Raw genomic sequence first — 21,958 nt, forward strand, 5'->3', positions numbered from 1 at the left:
TGAAGCCGTGGGCTTCCTCCTTGCATCTCTGTGAACCAAAACGCCCGGTTGAAACACAACCGCGAGTGTCGTCGTCAGTCGAGATACGGCTCACAAACCCGCTCGACACCCTCCTCGAACGAAACCTCGGGCTCCCACCCGGTCGCCTCGTGCATCTTCGAGTAGTCGGCTTTCGTGTCGTGGACGTACACCTCGAACGGATTCTCCACGTACTCAGGCTCCACATCTGTCCCGAGCACCTCGTTGATCATCTCGACCATCTCGTTGAACGAGTAGCTCTCGGCAGTCCCGAGATTGTAGATGCCCTGCAGACGCTCCTCTGCGGCGAGTTCGACCCCCGAACGATATCATCCACGTGGGTGAAGTCACGCGTCTGCGAGCCGTCGCCGAACAGCTCCGGCGACTCGCCGTTGGCGATTTTGTCGGTGAACTGCGCGACCGTATTCGCGAACTCGCCTTTGTGTTCCTCTGCGCCACCGAAGCCCTGGTACACCGAGAAGAAACGCATCCCCGCGAGCTGCATGTCATAGTGATGGTGGAAGTACTCCGCGTAGCGCTCACGGCCGAGTTTCGACGCTTCGTAGCCCGTCCGCGACTCGACCGGCATATCCTCGGGCGACGGTTCCGTCCGCGACCCGTAAATCGAAGAGGTCGTCGCGTACACGACGGTATCACAGCCGTCCTTTCGCGCCTGCTCGACTGTATTGACGAAGCCTTCGATGTTCACGCGCGAGCGCCCTTCGTCGGGTTCTCCTCGTGCATCTTGTACGACGACAGCGCCGCGAGGTGGAACACCACGTCGACGCCCTCGGTCGGGAGGTCGTCGTCGAGCACACTCATGTCGTGGAACTCCACAGAACTGTGTGACCCAGACAGCGGGTGGTAATCGTTCACCAGACGAGAGACGACCACGGTTTACCAGCTGGAACCAATTGGAACTAATTATCTCATAGATACTTTTCCAGTCCCGCCGACTGACTCGGTTCCATGCAACACTACACCCGCCGGAACACCCTCCATGCGTGCGGCATTGTCGCTCTCAGTTCTCTCGCTTGGTGTTCGGCCCTCCCAACGGACGCTTCGGACGCAGAGCGGCCGACCTACGAGCGGCTCGACGTGACGCCGGTGTACGTCGCCGATGGACTGGACCTCTCAATCCCTGCAGACATCGAGACGGTGAGCGAATCCCACAGCCGACCTGCTCGTTCTCCCCGATGAGACGGACACTGACGCCGAGCAGGCGGTCGAGTGGCTGGTCGATGACCGAGTGCTTGCACTCTTTGGAGAAAATGCTGAAACAACGTGGCTGTCGTGGGTTCGGAGCGACGCGTTCAACGACGTGTTCGACACGCAGGGGTACAGCGAGAGCGAACCAGACCCAACACTCGTCGTCGGTGCGAAAATCGGCCTCGATACGACGACGTCTCGGTACTCGTGGGGCGATGAATTTGAATGACAGTACGAGCTGCCGTATCTCACAGACACGTGAGCGAAGTGGTCGAGAAGGCAGAGGCCCTCGGTACCGATGGCGTCATCCAGACCCAGTAAACTCGCTCCAAATTTGACTAAGTGGCCCAGATCGCGCCACTATCTAAATCAGCTTAAGACCGGTTTGAGTAAGTCGGTACAACCGATGTCTCAGTCATCATCGAAAACGTCGTCGACAACTGATGTGCGTTCAGAACGACTGCCTGTTCACTCGACGACGGTCGTCTGTGGTTTGAAGTCGGTCGGCCGCTGTGTCTTGGCCCACCGTCGATAGCCCCAGAAGACGACGAGTGCCACCGGCAAGACGAGGAGCGTCAGGTCCTCGACTGGCGCACCCGTCTCGCTGACGACGAACAGCGGGTTGAGGTCGAACGTTCCGTGGAACAAGCCCACGAGCACAAGATTCCGAGTGAGTTCGTAGGTCACACCGAGCAGCAGCGCGTACACGGTCGTAAGCACAGGTGGGCGTTCCACCGCTTGTTCGAGTACGTCACGTACAAAGCCGAGTCTGCAGGACTTGTGGTGAAGCAGATTAATCCAACGTACACGAGCCAACGTTGCTCAAAGTGTGGGTTCACCCACGAGGATAACCGGCCACACACCAACGGTCAAGACGAAGTTGGTTGTCTGAAGTGTGGATACGATGTTCACGCAGATTACAACGCGGCGAAGAATATCGGCTTGAAGTATCTCCGCGACCAGCAAAAGTCTGGACGTGGAGGCGCACCCGTAGGCGTGCGCTTGAACAGCGGGATGTTGAACGTGAATGGCGAATATTCGCCTACTGCTCTCAGCAGTTAGAACGGGAGTCCACGCTGAATGCCACGCTCTTCGGGGCGTGGGAGCTTACTTCGATCACGGTGTGGGTCCCCCTCCGTGACACCGTCGTAGTCGAATGCCTTCGACTTCCCACGACGTGACGAGAACACTTGCAAACCGGTGTGAGAGAGGACATAAAGAGACAGAACACGGAACACATTGGAGGGTGTTCTTTGTATGCATCGTCAGGAGCTACAGTCACAGGCGTTCTTGCATGGCCAGCGATACGCTCTTCGTTGGTCCTGTTGTGTGTGCTGTTCTACGACTTCAGGCGTCACAACGCCGTCACTCACCAGTCTGTCACTCGGTACGAGGGGTGTGGGTTACCACGTTTGAATACGGTATCCCCGTGACCACAACCGAGACGCCGAGTCCACGACCGACTGTTCACTCGCGACCGACGCTATTGAGCGCGCTGTTCAGTTCAAAGAGTTCTCGGACGACGGTGCTGTCTGTGACCCGGTACCGGCGCGGTGACGTGTCCGGTACTTCTTCGATGAGTTCAACCTCAATCAAGAGGTCCGTGTAATTGCCGACAGTCTGGCGTGTGACGCCGGCGTGGTCTGCGAACTCTGTTTTGTTGAACTCACGGTTTGGCGGAAGATCGAGCAATGCGTCTACGAGAATCGGGATGGCGTCGTGTTGCGTGAGATAGAGCCATCCACTCGGGTGCTCCTTTCGGAGTTCCTTTTTGTCTCCTCGATCAGCCGCGTGCTCTATACTGCTCATACAGAGATTCACCCATTCTGCGTGTATAAACGTTTCCACTAGTGTTAACGGCCATTAACAGTATTTATATGCGGCCGACTTGATTCTTCGATCATGGAGAAGCCGTCGGTGAAATGCGCCCTCTTAGCAACAATGATCGCGAAACACAAGTGGGGGACACCGATTACCGAAGAAGACCTCCTCAGCCTCTCGGCTATCGGCAATGACTACCCAGTCGCACGTGAGGTCTACGCCGATCTTCGGAGCGAGCCCTATATCACTCACCGTGGAAATCGTGGTATCGAACTCGACGAAAGTAATTTCGACAAGCTTGCTGATGTCCTTTACCATGAATGTCGCTGGGAAACGTGGGAGATTGAGACTCGTCTGAAACACTACGAAGGGATCAAAGATCACGACTGGGGGTGAGCCGACTGTAGAATCTCGAAAGTTAGATATTCACGCCTGCCCCCTGGGAACGGGATTGAGGAAGGGTCTGCACGGGACTCTTCACCGTCCGAACGCTTATCGTCTGAGATTGATTCGAGTTCAGTATGGCAAGTGCGACCCGGGACGGTGACCCCAACGGAGTTGAGTTCGTCCGCGAAGATGATGGGAGCATCACCGCCTACGACACCGAGACCAATCTCGCACGTGATGGCGACACCCGGGCGGAAGCACTCTCGCAACTTGCGGAGGTTCTTGTTCTCCACGAGGGAGGTGGTGAACCCCTCACCGACGATGACCTCGAAGAACTTGGCCTCAACTCCGATGAGTTCGAGAACCGCGGCCTGCCCGACTTCACGCAATAACGCGGCGTACTCAGGGTGCTCGATGAGTCCCTTGTTGCCTTTGAGCAGATGACGCAGACAGGATGATGCGGCTGTCTCCCACCCCTCGAACCGAGTGATAGACTGACGAATACAGGCGTCTCCCGCCAGACAACTGCATCGCATCGAACGAGTATCCATGCACCCAAATCTTGCTCATCACCATGCGAAACCCCCTATTACAGGCCTTAGACGACTGAGAACACGAGAACGTTTGCCAATCCCTCTCAGACCTCGGTGAGGCCGAGACTGTATTCGAGTGCGGTATCGACCTCGTCCATCCGCTCTTGCGGAATCGAGCCGATGTTCTCGGTGATACGGTGCTCTACGGAGACGGTTCGAACCTGGCTACAGAGCGCGACAGAATCCTCTCGAAGCGCACACTCTTCGGCTGGGACGAGCACTTCGAACGGGTAGAGCTGCTCTCCGAATGAGGTAGTGAACGGAACAACGATCGTTGTCGGTGCGTTTGCATTCCCGACGTTATTCTGCACGACAAGACACGGACGCGTTCCCCGTTGTTCGGATCCCTGCGTCGGATTGAGTTCAACAATAACGACGTCTCCTCGACGGACAGACGTGGCCATTCGCTACCACTCTGGGGCATCGCCCAGGTGTTCATCAGCCTCCGTCGAGACACCCTCCAGTTCGTTAGCGAGTTCGCGGGTCCGTTGGGCACGCTGGCGGTACCCTGCGGCCAACTCTTCACGAGTGATTGACCGCTCGATAACGAGCTTGCCCGCCTCTTCGTGGATCACGACGTCATCTCCTCCCTTTATTCCGAAGCGTTCGCGGAGCTCTTTGGGGATCGTTACCTGGCCCCGCTCCCCGACTTTCCGGCGTTCACCCTTACTCATACATATTCGTATCATATTCATACTGATAAGCGCTTCGGGCGGAAGGCAGTCAGTACGGACCGATGTGGGAATCTGTCGAAAGGGCTCTGTTGAAATCCTCAGAAAATGAGATATTCTGACCCAGTCGTGGTCAATACAGGAGTTACACCGAGCAGGGGAGTTGCGACTGAAAGATGTATTCAGAGCTGGCAGGGTCGCCCGAGTTCTCGTTCGTACTGCGATTTAATTTGCTCGAACAAGTCCTGGCCGACTTCTGTCTGGAAACGAGGCGCGGCGGTAGCAAAGAACTCGTCCAGATTCTCGAACTCGGCAAAGTGGTCGTTCGCTTCAGCGTCGTCGTACCGACCTTGGCGCTCGTACTTGAGCGCCTGGAGGCAATTATCAATCAGATCCATGTCCTTGACGAACTGTGCTGTCGGGGTGTCACGAGCTTCGTACTCTTCCCAAAGCGACAGCAGTTCGGTGTCCGCGAACGGTCCGACGAGATCGGTTACTGCGCTCCGTTCAGCCGACTCCTTCTCGGACGTGGGGATGGTCTGGCGTCCGTCCTCCGCGCGGGTTGCGATATCACCCGTTCGAGCTTCGCCGAGGTCGTGAATGAGTGCCATCGTCACTGCTTTCTGACGGTCAACCTCTTGCTGGTCGGCATAGAGCAGACAAAGCGACGCTGTCCCCCACGTGTGGGCTGCGACCGATTCAGGCGAGTCGATATTCCGAAGCACCCATCCCGTCCGAAGTTCGTCCTTCAACTCGAACCATTCAAGCAAGGAGTCGAGTTCGTTGGTCATCATATCGTGGAGAAGGGAAGTGGCCAGTTCAACTCATCGAGACTAGTCCGCCGGGTTGCCGACATTCAATCTGAAGTTGCGGGTTTCCGTCTTGAAGACCAATCAATTAGTCAATTGCCGACGAGATAGTCTGCGCCGTCCTCCTGCTCGAATTCGTATTCCGACGGAAAAACCAGATCTGTTGACGCCCAGATATCGTTGATTCGCTTCTCGATACTCTCAAGAACCATCCGAAGCACGTCATTCGGATCATCTGGATAGACTGCATCAATCACACGCTCTTCTCCTGGCTGGGGTGGTATGTGGTAGTGGTCGCGTGTGTTGTGTATTCGCCTTTCGTTCTCGAAAGAAGACACACCGCACACCGAGTGAGCAATGCAGCGACAGTACTGGCAGGGCCCCCCACACTGAGTGGCAGTGAACGCACGTTCGGCCACTCACGCACAAACAGCAGGCTCGTTCGTGGTGTGACCTTGGGTTGAAATCTGCAGTAAACTCCTCGTATACAAGATAGTCGTGAAATGATGAACTACCATTTAAATCTAGATACTTAACAGATAGTAGCACCTAAACCACACATTTCACAATCAAAAGAGCTTAATTATCGCCTGAAAGTTGAAAGTACAGGAATTGTAGCCAACAGGCACAATTCACAAGCAACCCACATGTCGAACGAAAAAGACAGTCCACCCAATACAGTAGTCAATCCAGCTCACGATTCAATTCAAGTTGTTCCGTCCGGCCGTATCTTCGTGATAACTGCCCTCTTTGGACTCGTCGTCCTCACACAGCCTGTTGCAGCCCAAGATGGAGTCATCTGCAGTACAAGCAAACTGCCCCAGATGCTCGAAGGCTTCTTCCAATTAACCACCGCGCTCGGGCTGATCGGTCTCATCGTTGTCTGGCAAGGCGATTCGCTCTTCCAGATGTTCACGACGAATCACGAGCAGAAAGCCAAACTGAAAGAGCATATGCGTGCAGCCCTGAAGTCTGCAGTCACCCTCCTCGTACTCGGCCCCCTCTACACCGTTGCAGGGTCGTTGATGGGACTGCCACTTGCGCAGTGTGTTGATCTCGCCCCCTGGTAGGCTGGTCGAGAGACTCACATCACATTGCCTTCCCGTATGCGCACTCCCGCGTGGTCTGTCGTCTTCGTTTGCCTCCTTCTCACGAGTGGTCTCGCCAGTCTCGTCACAGCCACGCCACCACGCTCGGGGACAGAAGACAATGGCTTGACCGAAAACGAGACCGCAACCTTGTGGTCTCGTGACGCAGATGCGTACCTAAACGAGACGGCGTATCGCCAGCGCTACGGCGAAAGCCGAACCCCGATCCAACAACTCGCCAATGGGACAGACATCACGTTCACCCGCCCACCGGCGACCGCGGCAACATGGACACGCAATGACTTCCGTGACCTGAGCGCAGGCAATTCACAGACATCGCTGTATCCCGACCACGCGTCTCTCACAAGTGGACGCTTCATCGACGATGCACACGCGACAGTCTTCGCCGTCCATCCATCGACGCGAGGCCATCTCGAAGCAGGTGACACGCCACTGTACGTCGCACCCAATGGGAGCGTTCGTGGATTTGTCGATTACCGTGTTCGGATTCCAGATGGCCATCACTCCAATCGGTCGTCTATCACGTGGGCACTCGTCGACGACGAGATCTCAGCGGTCCGCCTAAAGTCTGATGACGACGTTATCGTCCGCACAGGAGGGAGCCATACACCACTCCTTGCGTACCAACTCGACGAGACGTGGCGTACGACGCTCACCCTCGAAGCCGACATTCACGTCCGACTCAAGCAGACGACAACAACCACAATCGGGAATCGCACCCAGACGGACGTCACGTATCGAACCGAGACGATCACCGTCGCGGATTCACTCGATGTCGAGGTGTACAACCTCCACGCGTCTGCCTACGACGCGGCGTATCCCAATGGCGACACCGGGGTTGCGATCTTCCAGTCTCGGCCGTGGCAAGGCTACACGCTCACCGAGGATGGCGATTCACGCGTTCGCGGTGTCTGGCGGTTCTACACGGCTCGTGACCCTCGCTGGGACCGGCTCACCCAAGCAACGGCGACAGCCGAGACCGAGATTCACTCCGAGGCACTTCCGGTGTACGTTCATGCCTACCCATCACGCATCGGGCCGCGAGCCGAACCAATTCGTGATGGCCCGACGATACTCGACTCGTGGGGGAGAGAACGTACCTCACCACACGCGACACTCCCAGAGACGGTTTCTGTCGAGGTCGTAGACCGAGCGTATACGCCCACCTACGGACTTGCAGTCCGCACAGACAACCTCGACCGTGATGCACTCAGTGTGAGCGGTATCGTCCGCGGCGTCGACGCGACACCCATCACGTCAACGGTGAGCAGTGGGCCTGATCGCGAACTTCGCGAGAGTCGACTCACCGCCGAAGTGGTCTCGCAGACGAACGAGCAGGCGACTGTCCACATCGAACTTCGCGATACCGCGACTGGCTCTCCGATCGACCTCACTGCCGACGAACGCCACGTCTCGCTCAATGGCGAATCCGGTGGAGGGTATATCGCCATCGCCGACCAGCGTGTTCGGACGAACGAGTCCGGCGTCGCGGTCGTCACTATCGACCAACCCGGGGTCTACACGGCACGCTATCATCCGGGAACGTGGCTGGTCGCAACACCAGCCTATGTTTCGGACACGGCGACTGTCCGATGGCATCCACTCGGAACCCTCGATGGGTGGGTTGGGTTACTCATTGAGGTTGGCTGGCAATTCATTCCATTTGTTGTAGTGTTCTATGCAGGGAGGCAGATTCTCCGATTTTTCGGGCCACGCGATGATTCTGAACGATATCCATGACACACGATCAATCAAATTTCGATAGACGGACCGTTCTCCGAACAGCAGCAGGGCTCTCACTCGCTGGCATTGCTGGCTGTCTCACCGGCAGTCGCTCCAGTGACGAGACGACCAGCACGAATGGCGACTCCGACGACCAAGGACTCTTGCGTCAGGTCGCTGTGGAGGGAACCACGCTTGTCGTCAGACTCGGCTCTGGGAGTGCTGTCGAACAGATCAACCTCATCCAGCCAAATGGTGAGCTATTTGGGACGCGCGAGGTCGTGACCGGCGTTCAGCAGGTCGCATTCGAGATTGGGACTGCGTACGACCCCGGAGACTATCGGGTGATCGCAGTTCACGGCGACGAGACAGTAGCCGAGACGAGGTTGGAGATCCGACCACAACTCGAAATCGTTGACGTCGGTCTCTTCAGGAACAACCCAGACAAGCCGTGGGATGAGATCTACGGGGAGAGTGAGACTAATCGAACGAGAAATAGCGAAGCGTATGTCGAAGTTCGAAATACAGGGTCAGGCCCCGATGCCGTGGTCGGACTTCGATTTAGAGGAGATGTTCCTCATTTAGCGGAGACTTACGAGGGAAGTGGCTTGTACGGGACTGAACGAACCATTGTCCTACCAGACAGTCAGATCAACCTTTTCAGTAGCACATTACCTTTCGGTCCACAACTTGGCGACGACGGGATGGGCTGTTCAATCGACGGGAATCGGGGTGAGTTTACTGTGGTTATTGAGTCCATGGTTTCCGGCCGTGAGATTACAGAAACGTTCGGTGTCACGTACTCTGGCTCAGAAGAGATGCGCGACTGCGAGATCAACATTTCTGCCCCATAATCATGGTTGAACTCATAGACGTCGTTCTTGAGGGATTCAAAGATGTCGTCGATTGGATTATGAGCCTCTTCGAGAGCGGACTCAAGGAAGGATACAGAGCCATCTCTGAATCAATGTTTGGAACACCAACCCCGAATACAGACGGTGGGTTCGTATTTGGGACTCCAACGAATGCTCCGTGGCCTACAATTCAGGATGCACTCGTTGGGGGTGAAATCATGCTGATTTCATTCTTACTTCTCATCGTTAGTGTGCAAGGTCGCCACACGATGCGAATCTTCAATATCGGAAGCGGGTACAAAGCCCGGAAAACACAGAAAACAGCTTGGACCGGAGGGATTCTAATTGTCGGTTGGTACTGGGTTGGTGCCCTCTCCCTGTACTTAGTGGACGGCATTACTGTCGCCTTACTCCCGAGCCTGGGGTCTCTGTCAGATGTAATGCTTCAATTGCTGAGCGCAACACTCACCAACCCCATCTTAGGCCTCCTTCTCGCCGCACTCGGGGGCATCTCGATGTGGGCGATTCAAGCCCTCTTTTTCATCCGCGAGATCTTGCTGTACGTCTACGTCTATGGGATGCCGATTGCCATCGCACTCGGCTATGGAAACATTCCCGTCCTCTCAGACATCGCAACTGGATTCGCAAAGCGATTCGTTCCCTTAGTCGTCCTCCCACTCCCCGCAGCAGTCGTGTTCAAAGGCTACGACCTGCTCTTCGCCAGCGGGACGTTCTCCCCACCAACTGCCTTCCTCCAATATCTCGTCGCCGTCTCACTGCCCGTCATCGCACTCTATCTGACGTGGAAGACCTTCGCCTACGCAACCCCACTCACTGCGAGGGCCATCGGGTCGGCCAGCAAAGGCGCAGTCATCGTTGGAAGCGTCGCAGCAGGCGCGTCCATGGGTGGTGCGGGCGTCGCTACGACCGCTGCCCGCTGGGGACCCAAAGCCGCTGCTGGCCAAGTAATCGCCCAGAAAGCCGCCGCCCGAGCTGAAAACCCCAGTACGCACGACACTGCCTCGTATCGCCGTACCGAAAACGACCCACACAACGCCAATCGCTAATTCATCATGTCGACTGATTCAGACGCTGCAGAACGCCGTATCATGGACGAATTCGGAGAAGAAAGCCGTATCCCAGGACTCAATATCGAAGAAGGGGACGTTGGTGTCCTCATTGCGTTCCCACTTCTCGGATTGTTCATCGCCGGACTCACTGGAATCGACTCACTCGCAGTCCCACTCATCGCAGGGGGTGTCGGACTGGGTGCGGCCGTGGTCTATGTCGCACCGGACCACCGCACTGCATGGGCATGGGCCAAAGACGTGTCTCGCTTTGCAATGCGACCGCGTCGAACGTTCAGCGCTCCCACCGCAACAGCCACCCAAGGGGCAGTCCGAAACGAGGGTGGCCTTGCGAACTACACACCGTTCAAGCCTGATGAACGAACACAGGATCTCACCAACATCGAGCGTGCGTGGCCCGGCGTGGGTGCGATCCAGCGGTCGGACGGGGTGATGGAGGCGTTCATCGAAGTCAACCCAGGGAATATGGACTTCGCCATGTCAGATGAGTGGGCGAGTCTCCACGCGGCCGGCGCTGAATTCGCAAACACGGAACTCGATTCGAAGCTGACGTTCCACGCGACGACGCGGTCGTTCCCAGTCGAACAACTCACAGAAAACATCGAACGGCGTCTGTCGGATGAAGACGTCACCCAAAACCCAGTTTTCCGTGAACTCCTCGAAGAGTACCGCGAGAGACGCCCACGGGCGATGCGAAACCGCGGAACACAACAGATTCGCTTTTTCATCGGCGTCGAGGTCTCGCCACTGGAAGTCTATGACCGCTTCCACGATGAGCGAACACCCGCAGAGAAGTTGACTGAACTTCCTGGGATTGGCTTCCTATTCACGCCATTCGTCACACGCCGAGAAGACCTCTCGAAGCCCGAAGAGCGTGCCCGAATGTTCGAGCGATTAGCGACCCGAATCACGAACATCGACTCTGGGTTCATCCAACAGGCGTCGGGGTGGTCGGCTCGCCGAGTGAGTACAGCCGAGTTGTTCATACTGACAATGGAGTTTTGGAACGGCCATGAACACGACTACGACAATCCACAACGAGTGATCCGCGACCATCCGATTATCGGACGGTCTCGTCGAGAGGATTCATTCGATGCGTAACCTCACCCTCCAAACAGTGAGCGACCTCGGACACCAGCTTTTCGAGTGGTTACAACAACCAACGTCACCCGAAGGTGCTGCCGTGTACGCTATCGGAGCGCTCGGTATTGCGCTCGGGGCCATCACTGTGTGGAGATACCGTTCTTCCGACGACGTACCCGAAGTCGAGTTCTCGGACGTCCTTGACGAAGACGCGATTCACACAGGACACACGGAGGGGCAACTCTTCGATGATATCGCAGAGTCACACAAAACCACGATTGCACCCACAGCCATCGAATGGGAGACGCGAACTGCTCGTGTGGGCGAACAGTGGACCTCGACACTCATGATTACGGACTACCCTGATTACCCAAATGATGGCTACCTCAGTGATCTGTTCCAGCTAACAGACGTTGAGTTCGATCTCACAGCCCACATTCGGCCAAAAAACCAGCTGCGTGCCCGAAGCGAACTCCAAGAGATTGCTGATGATCTCCAAGTTGATGCCGACCTCGAACAGAGCGTTCGAAGTGGGTATCTCCAACAGCGAGCACACCAAGCTGCGGCGACATACAATGCGGTCGAGAGTGGGACTCGTGTCTTCGACCAAGCACTGTTCGTCACTGTCCGAGCCGACACACGCGATGAACTTCACGATGCTGTCCAACGCGTGAAAAGTACGCTTCGCGATGAGCCGGCCAGTCTCACACCGAAGACTGCGATTTGCAAACAAGACCTCGCACTCCAATCTGCCGCACCGATTGGAAAGAACATCGTTGGTCGCAACTCAATCGCGCTTGGTGGGGCCGTTGGCGCGCTCCTTGCGTCACCACACAACGCGACCATCCTCGAAGAAGGAGGCGTCGAATTCGGCATCCACAAAGACACCCACAGCCCGGTCGTCATCGACCCGTTCGCTCGCGAGAACGGCTATGCGATGTTCACCGTCGGTGATACTGGCTCTGGGAAGTCATTTGGTTCGAAACAGAACTTCATCCGGTCGATCGAACAAAGCACAGACCGGATTGGGATCATCCTCGAACCCCTCAACAATTGGGCTGGCGTCGCCGAAGCCTTGGACGCCAAGCGCATCACTGTTGGTGGGACACTCGGGTTGAACCCCTTAGAGATTCGCCAGACTCCCGAGCACGTCCAGCGGGCGATGGGTGAGGATGCAAGCCCGTTCAACGAGAAACTCGACGACGCAATGAGCTTTCTCACGAACTACTTCGCGCTTCGTGGGATCTCACTTGGCGACCGTCGCATCACGCTTGAGCTTGGGCTTCAACAGGCGTACGAACGCCGAGGGATCACCGACGAGATCGATACGCATGGAAATCCGAGTCCGACGATCCGAGATATGATGGACGTCTTCGAAGACATGGTTGGGTCACCAAGTGAGTTTGTCGTGCGGACGAACGCCGAGGCGGACAAACTCCACGAGGATGCGACGTGGCTCCTTGGACAACTTCGGCTGTTCGAAGAGGGAGAACGGTATGCAAACCTCGGAAGGCAATCTGAATTCAACATCCGCGACGAGAAGGTCATCTACCTTGACCTCGCGCAGCAAGAAGGCAGCGTCAGCAGTAGTACCGCCCTGACGATGCAACTGCTCATCTCGTTGGTGTACGAACGAGCCAAGGAAACAGACAAAGAAGTCGTGTTCGTCATCGACGAAGCACGGTATATTATGCAGGATGCCGCGAGTTTGGCGTTCTTGGAGACGGTGTTCCGTCATCACCGCCACCACGATCTCTCGATTCGACTCGTCACACAGACCGTCGACGAGTTCTTTGAACACACAGAATCGGAAGCGATCCTCGATCAGTGTGCAGTCAAGCAATTCCATCATCTCGATGGCATGGACGAAACGTGGGCCAAAGAGTTCGGGCTGAACTACGCCCAGATGCGGTTCGTCCAAGATGCGATTCCGGGGAATGAGGATGCGGGGTACTCCGAAGCGCTCGTTGGCGTCGACGGTGAGTGGCGTGGGATTCGCGTTGAGGCGATGCCCAAGGAGAAAGAAGTCATTGACTTCGACCCAACGGAATCGGCTGCTGGGTCGTTACCCGGTGGTGAGAGCACTCGTCGAGCGCACAGGCGTTCATAGTTGGCACGGACGGCATGATACCCCACCGAGAGGAAAACATCGTCTCCGCCGATCCGACTGCGAGAACGTCGGGCCAGTTAACCTCTGAACCAGATTTATTCAAATTGAAAGGGAACGGGTGGTGCTATCTGGGGACTGCCGGGATGTCAGTAATCTCCGATAGCTGGTCGCCGTAGATACTACGTCCCTTATCGGGATTTGTCCACCACAAGCCTGTTAATTATCTTGTGTAATTCTAATCCGTACTGTTCCCATGTCGGCACAATAGATGGGTCAATTGAAGTTGGATCTATTTTCAATAATTTGGGTATCATTTCCACCCATTCATCTATATTTGGTTGAACAACCTCTACGCCTGGTTTCCCTGTTAAAACCTCGTTAACAAATGCGTCAGATGAAACTCCAACCGGGGTACGCATTGCATACGCCTCCAACGGCGTGATGCCATAAGACATCCACCCCGGACAAGCAAAAACATCCGCAGATTTATAATATGATGGTAATTCAGTCTCTGGAACAAACCCGGCGAATATAACCGAGTCCCGAATTCCCAATTTTTCAGAGAGATTCTCAAGATGTTCACGACGTTCGCCAGTCCCCGCAACAACTAATCCCACGTCATATCCGTCCTGTCGAAGAGAACCAACGGCCTTGATTAATAAAGAAACTCTTTTGCGTTTATCAAGTCGACTAACACTTAGTATTGTATAGTCATGATTCGTGAGACTAAGATGTTCAGTCTCCTCGTATTGTGAAATCCAAGCCTTGGATACACCAGGGCGCGCTATTAATGAATCAACTGTGTAAAGGGTTTCTAACTCTCTTTGAACTTGATGGGAGCCAGTGATAACTGTCGAACTGGACTGAAGTGCGCGCTTTTCCAGCCATTCATTTACGTATGAATGTAATGTATCTTGAAACGAAGGAGAGAGTTCATCATAGAATTCCCCATGACCTGGCACGGAAGAGATTAGTTCTTGATAGCTCCGTGAATTTGCATGAGGAAGACGATCCGGTTCATCAACAAACCATAGAACTGTACCGTGAACGTGGGGGATATAGGGGGTGTCATCGCCAAAAGGCCTTGTCGCTAAGTAAACTCGTTTGGTAAATGAATGTGTGAGAATGATGTCAATATCTTCTTCATTAAGGATTTTTCTAACTGTGAGTGTATCATCTATCAATCCCCCACTTGTGACAACTATATTAACGCTATGAGGCACGCCATAATCGTCTAAAATTGCTTGGTCATAATCGGCGACAAGGAGAGTAACTCCCCAACCTTCAGAAGATAGATACTGAATTTGTTCACAGACTACTCGTTCAGCACCACCGTGTGTCGAGAGGGAAGGAATAGCGATACACGCTCTCATATACTTAAAGAGATGGTAGTTCGTTAGATAACTTTGGATGTCCTGTGTTCAAACATCACCGAGTACGTGGGGCGATATTGAAGACGGACACTTACCCGCACCCCAACGAACGGAGAGCGCTTCGCAGTCGTTGATATCCCGCCCGTGCGGACACTCGCCGAAAGACTGACATGAACGCATCCACTTGTAGATGGTATCTCGAACGGTGTTCTTGCTCGGGCATCTGTTCTCGGTCATAACAGAGAGTCACGTCCGTACTTGTCGGTAACGTCGTGCCAATTTACCTCGGTATAGTCTTCAATCACGATGCATACGCCGGGATTTAGTGCCGCCAGTCGCTTACCCTGTCGCTTGTTCTCGAGTGTCGTGTCGGTGGGATCGACATCCGAACAGTCACAACGACGGCGAGCATTTCTATCCGTCGCCAGATGTCGCGACGCTTGGAGAGAATATGCGTTTGGAAGTGATTTGAGTACGGCAGCCGACGCGATGTCAGAAGAGCTTACAACTCGATCGAGAATCGACTTCCCCGAGATGCTGACGCTCTCCAACTGATTCAAACAAGAGGCTGAGGATATGTCATCCGTCTCCTGGGACTGGGAAACGTGAGAAATTACGGAAAGGTGACCACGACATGACGAAGCTCAAAGTAACAGTTTGTGAGGGGAACGACCTCGACGAAACCACAAAAAAGCGGCTCAAGGCGGCACAGGCAGGCGAAGAATTCGAAGACGCGCAGCCAGTGCTGAACTTCGACTCGTTCGCAGAGCTCAGTCGACTGCTCAGCCCGAAGAACCTCGAACTGTTAGAGGCGATCGCTGCGGCCGAACCGGACAGCATCCGCGAAGCCGCAGAGTTGGTTGACCGTGATTACAAGCAGGCCCACCGAAACCTGACTGAACTGACCGATCTCGGTGTCATCGACTTTGAAGGCGGTGGCCCTGGACTCCCGAAGAAACCCGTACTCGCCTACGACGGTCTCGAAATCGACCTTTCGTTCAACAACTCGAACAACCTCGGTGCCACCCCGCGCTGAGGCGCGAGGATTCCTACCGCGGGATTGGGTTCTTTAATAGATTGTCAGAAGCCGTATCGCTTGTGGGCATCGTCGATTGGTGATATTTCGAGGATGCGAACCTCTCTTTCCGCTTCCAAGACGGTGTAAATCGCTGTGTAGGTCCGCGAGACGTGCATTCGGAACCTATCGCGTCGTCCGTCGATGGGCAACTTCTCTTTATCCCCGCGTCCGCGTCCCGGATATGGGTTCTCACTCAGGTACCCCAGCTTCTCCTTGCAAATCCGTGCCGTCTTCTCATCGGCGACACTCAAGAACTCGCGTGGTTGATCAGCAAGAAGAACAGCGTAGTCGTCCTCAGACATCCTCAAGCGAGGTTAGATCATCACTATCTGCGTCCTCCAACTCTTGGAAACGCTTTTCGAGGTCCTCACGACGACGACTTTGGGCAAGTTCCTTGAGGAGATCGTCGTAGGTCTGTCCCGGCTTTTTCAGTTCGTGAAGTTCCTCCCGAGTCTCTTCGGTCACCGGGATTCGTTTGTCAGCGGACATGCGTTGTAAGGACGTATCGTCCTGATAGTATTAACCGTTTTGTCACCCCGCGGCTCGATGAGCCGAGACCGGATCCCCCGCGTCGCACCTTCTTGCTTGATGAGTCAGTCCCCAAGCGCACCGAGATACTGTATTCCTCAGCGGTACACACCAGTCGATTCACGAACGCTCGGAACACCCAGAAATTGTGCGTTTTCGCGTTCGTCTCGACCGACCAGTGTGTTTCCAACACGTCCGTCAACGCCCAGACATACACCGATCCAAACACAAGTCTTACCCCTAGCAATCGGGTATGATGTCGCAGCGGGATGGGATAGCCAGGAGATTCCGCCGGGCTCATAACCCGGAGATCGGTAGTTCAAATCTACCTCCCGCTATTGCTCTTGAAAGCTCCACTCCGAAATTGTGGAGTACGTCTCTCGAATGGAATGCTGAAAAGGCGAACTCCAGTTTCGGCGTCGGAAGGTGGTGACTGACGGTTCAATTATCGGCCAACTCACCGAAACTCTCGGCGACAACCGACCCGACTGCAGACCGTAACGTCTTCCAATCGATGTTGCCGTGCTCAAGTCAGGTGTACTCCTCTCGAACAATCATCTCGAATACACGTTCGTGAATTTCGGTAGTCGTGGCTGTCTTTCCGTGCGTTTCGATGGCTTTGATAGCCCGGTTGACTCGTGGCTTGGTTACAAGGCTGTGAGAGACTCCTGTTGGCTCACCGTTGAGTGGCTCGTGACCGGCGCTTTCGTTGACTCGGGTTTCTTGGATGAGTGCGCGTCCACCACCGCGGTTCTCGATTACGACACCCGCTGCGGGTCCGTCGTACCATGCAGACTCGGGAATCTCGAAGCAATCAGGATGGAAGTCTCGGACGCTCACCTCCTTCTGGAAGGTGTTCACTGGCGCAGACGCTCGAACACTCGTTCGGCTTTGTCGATGGGGTGGAGTTGTTCTTTGGCTTCGTTCCAGACAGCACAGCCAAGAAATGATGGAATTCGATCCCAGTCATAGTCGATACCGACGTTACACGGAGCCACACCGAAAAAGACGTACGCTGACGGGTCGTCGACAGCGTCGTAGAACGCGTCACGGTCGAACTGCTCTCGGACATGCCGAACAGCATGTTCGTACGGCGGTGGCACGTCGTCGAAGACTCGTTGTCGGTCTCCGAAGACCAGAAGCCCCGACGGTTTCATCTGAAACCGCAATCGAAGTCCAGCGACGTACTCACGGATCCACAGGTGCCCGCTCGACAGCAACCCTTCGGGGGCATCTGCGAGTTGAGGCGTCGATGGATACGGTTGCATGAATAGATACGGCCACCTTCCACCGCGAGACAGATAGTCTTGGCCGTGTCCTGATTCATCTCGTCGATATTCTGGACACGTGGCTGAGTGGTATCTACAGTGAAGTTGGAGACGCTGAAGGGAGTCTAACGGGGATGTTCTACGACGAATCAGTAAACACGGGCCACCCGTCATCTACGCTGGCACCGCGGGGCGTCCCATCTACTTCGACGAAGGGAACAATCTTGCCCGTGTTGACGGGGGGGCGAGACTGGCAGCTCGAGGTGGGGATCTGGATTTACTCAGTATTGGTGTGATAAAGGACCCGCGAAATTCAACGACAGCCGATAGTATGACTGCGGACCCTGAAAGCGCGTCAGAGGACGGATATATTGAAATCGAGGTTAATGGGTCAACGAGGCAAATCCCGTTCTACAACTCATAACCAAAAATAATGAACTGGGGGATTTATCTCAATTGCAGGTCCCAGATGTTTCAATGCAACGTATTATCGACCCCCTCGTGTCCTTGGCCCTATCGCTTAACTATCGGCGTAAACAGGGCAACGAGCTCCCGTTCGATTTTCTCGTGCTTGGACTTCTCTATCGCCTCATCGCGTGTCTCCCTGCTACGGTACGCACATCAATAGGTGAGCAATCAGTCTCGTATCGCTTCCCAACCAGATCCGCTGCTGAGGCAGGACTGCACATCCTTGCGACCGAAAAGCCACTGATTCGGGACGTGGTTCAGTTCATTGGAGAGGATGATGTGTTTTACGACATCGGAGCAAACGTCGGCGTCTTCGCTGCGGCAGTACAGGGGAAGACATACGCCTTCGAGCCTGTTCCCGCCAATATTATAGCGTTGACTCAGAACCTCCGATCGGGACATGGGCAGCTTATCGGTACTGCCCTTTCCGATACGGCCAGTCTATTGTGGATGAATATGGAGGATATTCGCAACGGTTCACCGACGGCATCCCCTGGCGAAGTCAACGAAGGAGTCGCGCTTGCAGGACTGGCACTAGACGATTTGGATCTTCCTGCGCCGTCGGTGGCGAAGATCGATGTTGAGGGGGCGGAATTGTCCGTCCTTCAAGGTGGTAAGGAGACGTTTTCCGGCGATACCTGCCAGCGGCTCTATATCGAGGTTCACGAAGGTAAGGGGATAAAATATGACGATATTGAAGCTCTCCTCACCGATTATGGCTTTACGGCCTTTGAGATACTGGACGAACGCGGCGAGGAGCTGTTTGTCCGGGCCGAGAAACAATCGCAATGATGGCGTCATATCTTAGGCGATATTGGAATAACCGTGGGAGCCTCCACTGGTACACGCGCACGCGTTAACGATCGGCTGATTCAGTTCCAACTATTCCGTAAATAAGCCACGAATCAAAATCATCCTCCGAACTTGTGGGTGACCCACATTCGCAATCAAGTCCGCGAGTCCTGCAAGAACTCGCTGAAGCGTTCAACTGCTGGTACGGCAAGCGGCGCAACGGGGACACGAGAGCCAACCCACCGAGGTACCGCAAACAAAGAGACGACCACCCCTGAAGCACGGTCACGTTCAAAGCCGCAGGACTCAAACTGGACACCAAGTGAGAGAGAGTCCGACTCTCAAAGGCTCAAATCTCAAAGAACACTGGTCGGACTTCATCCTCTGCGAGTACCAGACTCGCCCTGACGTTGACCTCTCCACCGTGGAGAACGTTCAACAGGTTCGGGCGGTCTGGACTGGTGACGAGTGGGAACTTCACTTCGTGTGCAAAGTCGAACTCGAGCTTTCTGACGCACCAAGTGAGAAAACCGTGGGTGTTGACCTCGGTATCAACAGCTTCACCGCTCTCGCCTACGAAGACGATCACAGCGAACTGACCCGTTGAACTGCTTGAAGCAGGATGACTACTACCTCAGCAATGAAATTGCTCGCTGTGACGACTCCGGCTCCGAACAGGCTACACGGTTGAGCCAGAAGAAGTCGGCTCGTCGCACCCATTACTTCCACACCCTCTCGAAACACATCGTCCAGCGGTGCGTGGACGAAGGAGTTGGAATCATCGTGGTGGGCGACCTCTCAGGCATCCGTGAGGACGAGGAGAACGGCAAGTCGAAGAACGGGGGCAAACACGGCAACCTTGACCTTTGCTCATGGGCGTCGACTGTTTTACCTCGATGCTTGAGTACAAAGCAGAGATGGAGGGCATCACGGTTGAACAGGTGTCTGAGCGTGAGACGTCGAAGTCGTGTTCGTGCTGTGCTCGCAAACGGAAATCGAACCGCGTTGAGCGCGGGTTATACGTCTGCGATGAGTGCGGTGCGGGGGGGAACGCAGATGTGAACGGTGCTGAGAACATTCGGCAGAAAGTACTCCGAGTTTACTGGGTTTGTCGGTGAATAGGAGTAACGGCTGGTTGGCACAGCCATCGACGTTCTTGTTTGACAAGGAAACTGGTGCGTTCGCACCTCAAAAACAGGTAACGTCGGCCTTGTTGAAACCCTTCATTGATGATAGATTTCAGCAATTTTGCTGAATACACAGCGATTTCCCGAGGTAATTGACTGCTGATGGAATAACACTAAGATAATACAGCCGAGTTTTCTTCCCATATGAGGCGTCTTACACAGGAAGAGATGGACGAGGCACTCGTTCGACAGGGGATTGGTGTCCTCGCAATGGCTGAAAGTGGGCACCCATATGCGATTCCAATGTCTTTTGGATACGATTCCGAGAAACCAGTGTTCCCAATGCAATGGGGTGGTGGATACGAAAGTCGGAAGAATCGAGTTATTGAATCGAATCCGAATGTCTGTCTCACTGTGTACGAACAGGATGCTCAAGACGAGTCGATCTGGCGAAGCATTATCATCACGGGAGAATTATACGAGATTCCGGAAGAGGAGGAACAGCGAGCATACGCAAGTATAGCGTCAAATGCTCAGTTCCCACCTGACCTTGGAGTGTGGGGAATTCCGTTTGAAGACGTTGAATTCCGCCTGTTTGGATTGGAGAACACGGATTGTACAGGGCGTGAATTTTCCACGGAATACGAGGAGTGGAATGTTGAGACACCCGAGTAGATTTCACCGCGAGTAGGAGTGACTTCCGTTCCGCAGTACATTCATCTGGCGGTAGTGCTGTGCTATACCTTCTCTCAATATTTAGCAGTCTGTTTCTCTCGGAATCATGGACATTCGCCCCTTTCGTGTGAAATGGCGAGGCTTCGCTCCAGATTGTGGACGATACACTTTATAATGAGTTCGCGGAACTGCTTCCACCAAAGGCGTGACCGGACGAATGCACCGAATTTTCTGTTTGATCGCCGCGTTGACTGTCTCGTTCATGTTCCGCTTGTGGTAGAGATCGCTGTCCAGTCGCGCATTCCACGCCTTGTGGCGAGGTGTAAACCCCCGATGCTTGATGAGTGGTCTAATATTGTGGTCATGGGCGAGCCGCCGGAGTTTCTGGTCGTCGTATCCCTTGTCACCGGTCAACACCGCGATGGACTGTGCGTTCCGTTTCACTACCTGTGGCGCAATCTGCGTATCATGCTTCCGCGTTGTCGTCACGTGAACATCGAGAATGGCGTTGTTAGCTGTATCGACCAATAGTGTTGTCTTCAACTGCTGAATTGTGAGATTTGTTCGCTTCGTGTAGTGAGTTGATGCATGCGCCCGCTCAAAGCCGGACGCATCGATACCGGTGACACCGTTCAGTGGCAAGTCCGCGAGCGAGACGTTCAGTAAAACCCGCCACACGGCCATTTCCAAGCGGTCAAACGCCTTGCAGAGTGTCGAGGGTGCGGGGATCGAATCGAGATTGAGGGCATCACGGATACGAGGCATCTCGATAATTTCGTCAACGAGGTCGCGGTACGTGGTCGTCTTCTTCACTTTGGCCCTGTTGAAACCCTCATCACGTCTGGCGGTTTGCTGAGGAGCGAGTTTGCAACAGCATCCGCGAAAATCTGTGTGGAGAACGACCCACCTCAATGTCAACGCTGAAGGATTTCAACAGAGCCTTCACTTTGAGACAGAGCAAGACGACGTGCTGGCGGAGCGTGAGCCGCTTCCGTGAATAGCGTGTCGAGAATCGTGCCACAGCACGGCGGGCCAGCATCATAGCCCGTTCAACGAATCGAAGGAGTCGTGACTTCGGGAGAGCATTGATTCACCTCCCACTACTCACCAGTTATGTTTGTCAGCAAGGGTTTCAACAAGGCCGTAACGTCGTAATCCACAATATTCCAACGCAG

General features: G+C 54.7%; 22 protein-coding genes, 1 tRNA gene and 5 pseudogenes. 14 read left to right on the forward strand and 14 right to left on the reverse strand.

Features of this window, described 5'->3' with window-relative positions; translation table 11 throughout:
- Window positions 1-74 precede the first annotated feature (74 nt).
- Together IEV64_RS04140 and IEV64_RS04145 are read right to left on the reverse strand one after the other, a co-directional pair.
- A pseudogene (locus IEV64_RS04140) lies at window positions 75-858 on the reverse strand (NAD-dependent epimerase/dehydratase family protein); the annotation flags it as partial.
- An 837-nt stretch (window positions 859-1,695) separates the two neighbouring features.
- Window positions 1,696-1,914 carry a hypothetical protein gene (locus IEV64_RS04145; RefSeq protein ID WP_229722464.1) on the reverse strand — a complete coding sequence of 73 codons (219 nt, stop codon included), beginning with the start codon at window positions 1,912-1,914 and terminating at the stop codon, window positions 1,696-1,698.
- 30 nt (window positions 1,915-1,944) lie between these two features.
- Here IEV64_RS04145 and IEV64_RS04150 point away from each other — a divergent pair.
- Window positions 1,945-2,289, forward strand: a pseudogene (locus IEV64_RS04150) (zinc ribbon domain-containing protein); the annotation flags it as partial.
- 405 nt (window positions 2,290-2,694) lie between these two features.
- Here IEV64_RS04150 and IEV64_RS04155 read toward each other — a convergent pair.
- The gene (locus tag IEV64_RS04155; RefSeq protein WP_004062843.1) at window positions 2,695-3,036 is read right to left on the reverse strand and encodes a hypothetical protein; all 342 of its coding nucleotides are present in this window, start codon (window positions 3,034-3,036) and stop codon (window positions 2,695-2,697) included.
- Window positions 3,037-3,129: 93 nt separating this feature from the next.
- On the opposite strand from IEV64_RS04155, the gene IEV64_RS04160 reads away from it, so the two are divergent.
- Together IEV64_RS04160 and IEV64_RS04165 are read left to right on the forward strand one after the other, a co-directional pair.
- Entirely contained in the window at window positions 3,130-3,444 is a 315-nt protein-coding gene (locus IEV64_RS04160; protein WP_188423222.1) for a hypothetical protein, read from the forward strand.
- Window positions 3,445-3,569: 125 nt separating this feature from the next.
- Complete coding sequence (locus IEV64_RS04165) at window positions 3,570-3,827, forward strand: type II toxin-antitoxin system HicB family antitoxin (RefSeq protein WP_004062845.1); 258 nt, start codon at window positions 3,570-3,572, stop codon at window positions 3,825-3,827.
- A gap of 245 nt (window positions 3,828-4,072) precedes the next feature.
- On the opposite strand, the gene IEV64_RS04170 is transcribed toward IEV64_RS04165, so the two are convergent.
- From IEV64_RS04170 to IEV64_RS04185, 4 genes are all read right to left on the reverse strand, one after another.
- Complete coding sequence (locus IEV64_RS04170; RefSeq protein WP_115803140.1) at window positions 4,073-4,432, reverse strand: type II toxin-antitoxin system PemK/MazF family toxin; 360 nt, start codon at window positions 4,430-4,432, stop codon at window positions 4,073-4,075.
- Window positions 4,433-4,435: 3 nt separating this feature from the next.
- Window positions 4,436-4,702, reverse strand: coding sequence for an AbrB/MazE/SpoVT family DNA-binding domain-containing protein (locus IEV64_RS04175; protein ID WP_006601197.1), 267 nt, complete (start codon window positions 4,700-4,702; stop codon window positions 4,436-4,438).
- A gap of 179 nt (window positions 4,703-4,881) precedes the next feature.
- The gene (locus tag IEV64_RS04180) at window positions 4,882-5,493 is read right to left on the reverse strand and encodes an HD domain-containing protein (RefSeq protein ID WP_115891412.1); all 612 of its coding nucleotides are present in this window, start codon (window positions 5,491-5,493) and stop codon (window positions 4,882-4,884) included.
- A 107-nt stretch (window positions 5,494-5,600) separates the two neighbouring features.
- Window positions 5,601-5,765, reverse strand: a complete 165-nt coding sequence (locus IEV64_RS04185) for a hypothetical protein (RefSeq protein WP_229722465.1) — start codon at window positions 5,763-5,765, stop codon at window positions 5,601-5,603.
- 390 nt (window positions 5,766-6,155) lie between these two features.
- Here IEV64_RS04185 and IEV64_RS19790 point away from each other — a divergent pair, with 390 nt between their 5' ends.
- The 6 genes from IEV64_RS19790 to IEV64_RS04215 all read left to right on the forward strand — a co-directional run bounded on the left by IEV64_RS19790 (window position 6,156) and on the right by IEV64_RS04215 (window position 13,474).
- Window positions 6,156-6,578, forward strand: a complete 423-nt coding sequence (locus tag IEV64_RS19790) for a DUF7985 family protein (RefSeq protein WP_229722467.1) — start codon at window positions 6,156-6,158, stop codon at window positions 6,576-6,578.
- A gap of 36 nt (window positions 6,579-6,614) precedes the next feature.
- Entirely contained in the window at window positions 6,615-8,357 is a 1,743-nt protein-coding gene (locus tag IEV64_RS04195) for a DUF8186 domain-containing protein (RefSeq protein WP_188423223.1), read from the forward strand.
- A 161-nt stretch (window positions 8,358-8,518) separates the two neighbouring features.
- The gene (locus IEV64_RS04200; protein WP_306452309.1) at window positions 8,519-9,193 is read left to right on the forward strand and encodes a hypothetical protein; all 675 of its coding nucleotides are present in this window, start codon (window positions 8,519-8,521) and stop codon (window positions 9,191-9,193) included.
- A gap of 2 nt (window positions 9,194-9,195) precedes the next feature.
- The gene (locus IEV64_RS04205; protein ID WP_115803146.1) at window positions 9,196-10,260 is read left to right on the forward strand and encodes a TrbL/VirB6 family protein; all 1,065 of its coding nucleotides are present in this window, start codon (window positions 9,196-9,198) and stop codon (window positions 10,258-10,260) included.
- A gap of 6 nt (window positions 10,261-10,266) precedes the next feature.
- Window positions 10,267-11,382, forward strand: coding sequence for a TraC-like domain-containing protein (locus IEV64_RS04210; RefSeq protein WP_188423224.1), 1,116 nt, complete (start codon window positions 10,267-10,269; stop codon window positions 11,380-11,382).
- Complete coding sequence (locus IEV64_RS04215) at window positions 11,375-13,474, forward strand: VirB4 family type IV secretion system protein (RefSeq protein WP_188423225.1); 2,100 nt, start codon at window positions 11,375-11,377, stop codon at window positions 13,472-13,474. Before IEV64_RS04210 ends, IEV64_RS04215 begins: the two co-directional genes overlap by 8 nt.
- A gap of 188 nt (window positions 13,475-13,662) precedes the next feature.
- Here the strand turns inward: IEV64_RS04215 and IEV64_RS04220 are convergent, their stop codons facing one another.
- Complete coding sequence (locus tag IEV64_RS04220) at window positions 13,663-14,847, reverse strand: glycosyltransferase (RefSeq protein ID WP_188423226.1); 1,185 nt, start codon at window positions 14,845-14,847, stop codon at window positions 13,663-13,665.
- A gap of 634 nt (window positions 14,848-15,481) precedes the next feature.
- Between IEV64_RS04220 and IEV64_RS04225 the strand changes: the two genes are divergently transcribed.
- A complete protein-coding gene (locus IEV64_RS04225) occupies window positions 15,482-15,883 on the forward strand; it encodes an HVO_A0114 family putative DNA-binding protein (protein WP_188423227.1) in 402 nt (133 codons plus the stop codon).
- A 44-nt stretch (window positions 15,884-15,927) separates the two neighbouring features.
- On the opposite strand, the gene IEV64_RS04230 is transcribed toward IEV64_RS04225, so the two are convergent.
- The 3 genes and pseudogenes from IEV64_RS04230 to IEV64_RS19795 form a co-directional block, all read right to left on the reverse strand.
- Window positions 15,928-16,227: a type II toxin-antitoxin system RelE/ParE family toxin gene (locus tag IEV64_RS04230; protein ID WP_188423228.1), complete on the reverse strand. Its 300-nt coding sequence runs from the start codon at window positions 16,225-16,227 to the stop codon at window positions 15,928-15,930.
- Window positions 16,220-16,414 carry a DUF7557 family protein gene (locus tag IEV64_RS04235; protein ID WP_042663455.1) on the reverse strand — a complete coding sequence of 65 codons (195 nt, stop codon included), beginning with the start codon at window positions 16,412-16,414 and terminating at the stop codon, window positions 16,220-16,222. The genes IEV64_RS04230 and IEV64_RS04235 overlap by 8 nt, the downstream gene beginning before the upstream one ends.
- A gap of 100 nt (window positions 16,415-16,514) precedes the next feature.
- Window positions 16,515-16,673, reverse strand: a pseudogene (locus tag IEV64_RS19795) (IS200/IS605 family transposon protein TnpB); the annotation flags it as partial.
- A gap of 43 nt (window positions 16,674-16,716) precedes the next feature.
- Between IEV64_RS19795 and IEV64_RS04240 the strand changes: the two are divergent.
- Window positions 16,717-16,791, forward strand: a tRNA-Met gene (locus IEV64_RS04240).
- A 193-nt stretch (window positions 16,792-16,984) separates the two neighbouring features.
- On the opposite strand, the gene IEV64_RS20085 is transcribed toward IEV64_RS04240, so the two are convergent.
- The gene (locus IEV64_RS20085; protein WP_394295373.1) at window positions 16,985-17,314 is read right to left on the reverse strand and encodes a hypothetical protein; all 330 of its coding nucleotides are present in this window, start codon (window positions 17,312-17,314) and stop codon (window positions 16,985-16,987) included.
- Window positions 17,311-17,721 (reverse strand): hypothetical protein, encoded by a 411-nt coding sequence (locus tag IEV64_RS20090; RefSeq protein WP_394295374.1) that lies wholly within the window; start codon window positions 17,719-17,721, stop codon window positions 17,311-17,313. The genes IEV64_RS20085 and IEV64_RS20090 overlap by 4 nt, the downstream gene beginning before the upstream one ends.
- A 477-nt stretch (window positions 17,722-18,198) precedes the next feature.
- On the opposite strand from IEV64_RS20090, the gene IEV64_RS04250 reads away from it, so the two are divergent.
- The 3 genes and pseudogenes from IEV64_RS04250 (at window position 18,199) to IEV64_RS04260 (ending at window position 20,783) form a co-directional block, all read left to right on the forward strand.
- Window positions 18,199-18,981, forward strand: a complete 783-nt coding sequence (locus IEV64_RS04250; RefSeq protein WP_188423229.1) for an FkbM family methyltransferase — start codon at window positions 18,199-18,201, stop codon at window positions 18,979-18,981.
- Window positions 18,982-19,118: 137 nt separating this feature from the next.
- Window positions 19,119-20,236 (forward strand): annotated as a pseudogene (locus IEV64_RS04255) (RNA-guided endonuclease InsQ/TnpB family protein); the annotation flags it as partial.
- A 100-nt stretch (window positions 20,237-20,336) separates the two neighbouring features.
- Entirely contained in the window at window positions 20,337-20,783 is a 447-nt protein-coding gene (locus IEV64_RS04260; RefSeq protein ID WP_229722469.1) for a pyridoxamine 5'-phosphate oxidase family protein, read from the forward strand.
- Window positions 20,784-20,887: 104 nt separating this feature from the next.
- On the opposite strand, the pseudogene IEV64_RS04265 reads toward IEV64_RS04260, so the two are convergent.
- A pseudogene (locus IEV64_RS04265) lies at window positions 20,888-21,873 on the reverse strand (IS5 family transposase).
- Window positions 21,874-21,958 lie beyond the last annotated feature (85 nt).

Source organism: Haloferax sulfurifontis, from assembly GCF_014635105.1.
GTDB classification, from domain to species: domain Archaea; phylum Halobacteriota; class Halobacteria; order Halobacteriales; family Haloferacaceae; genus Haloferax; species Haloferax denitrificans.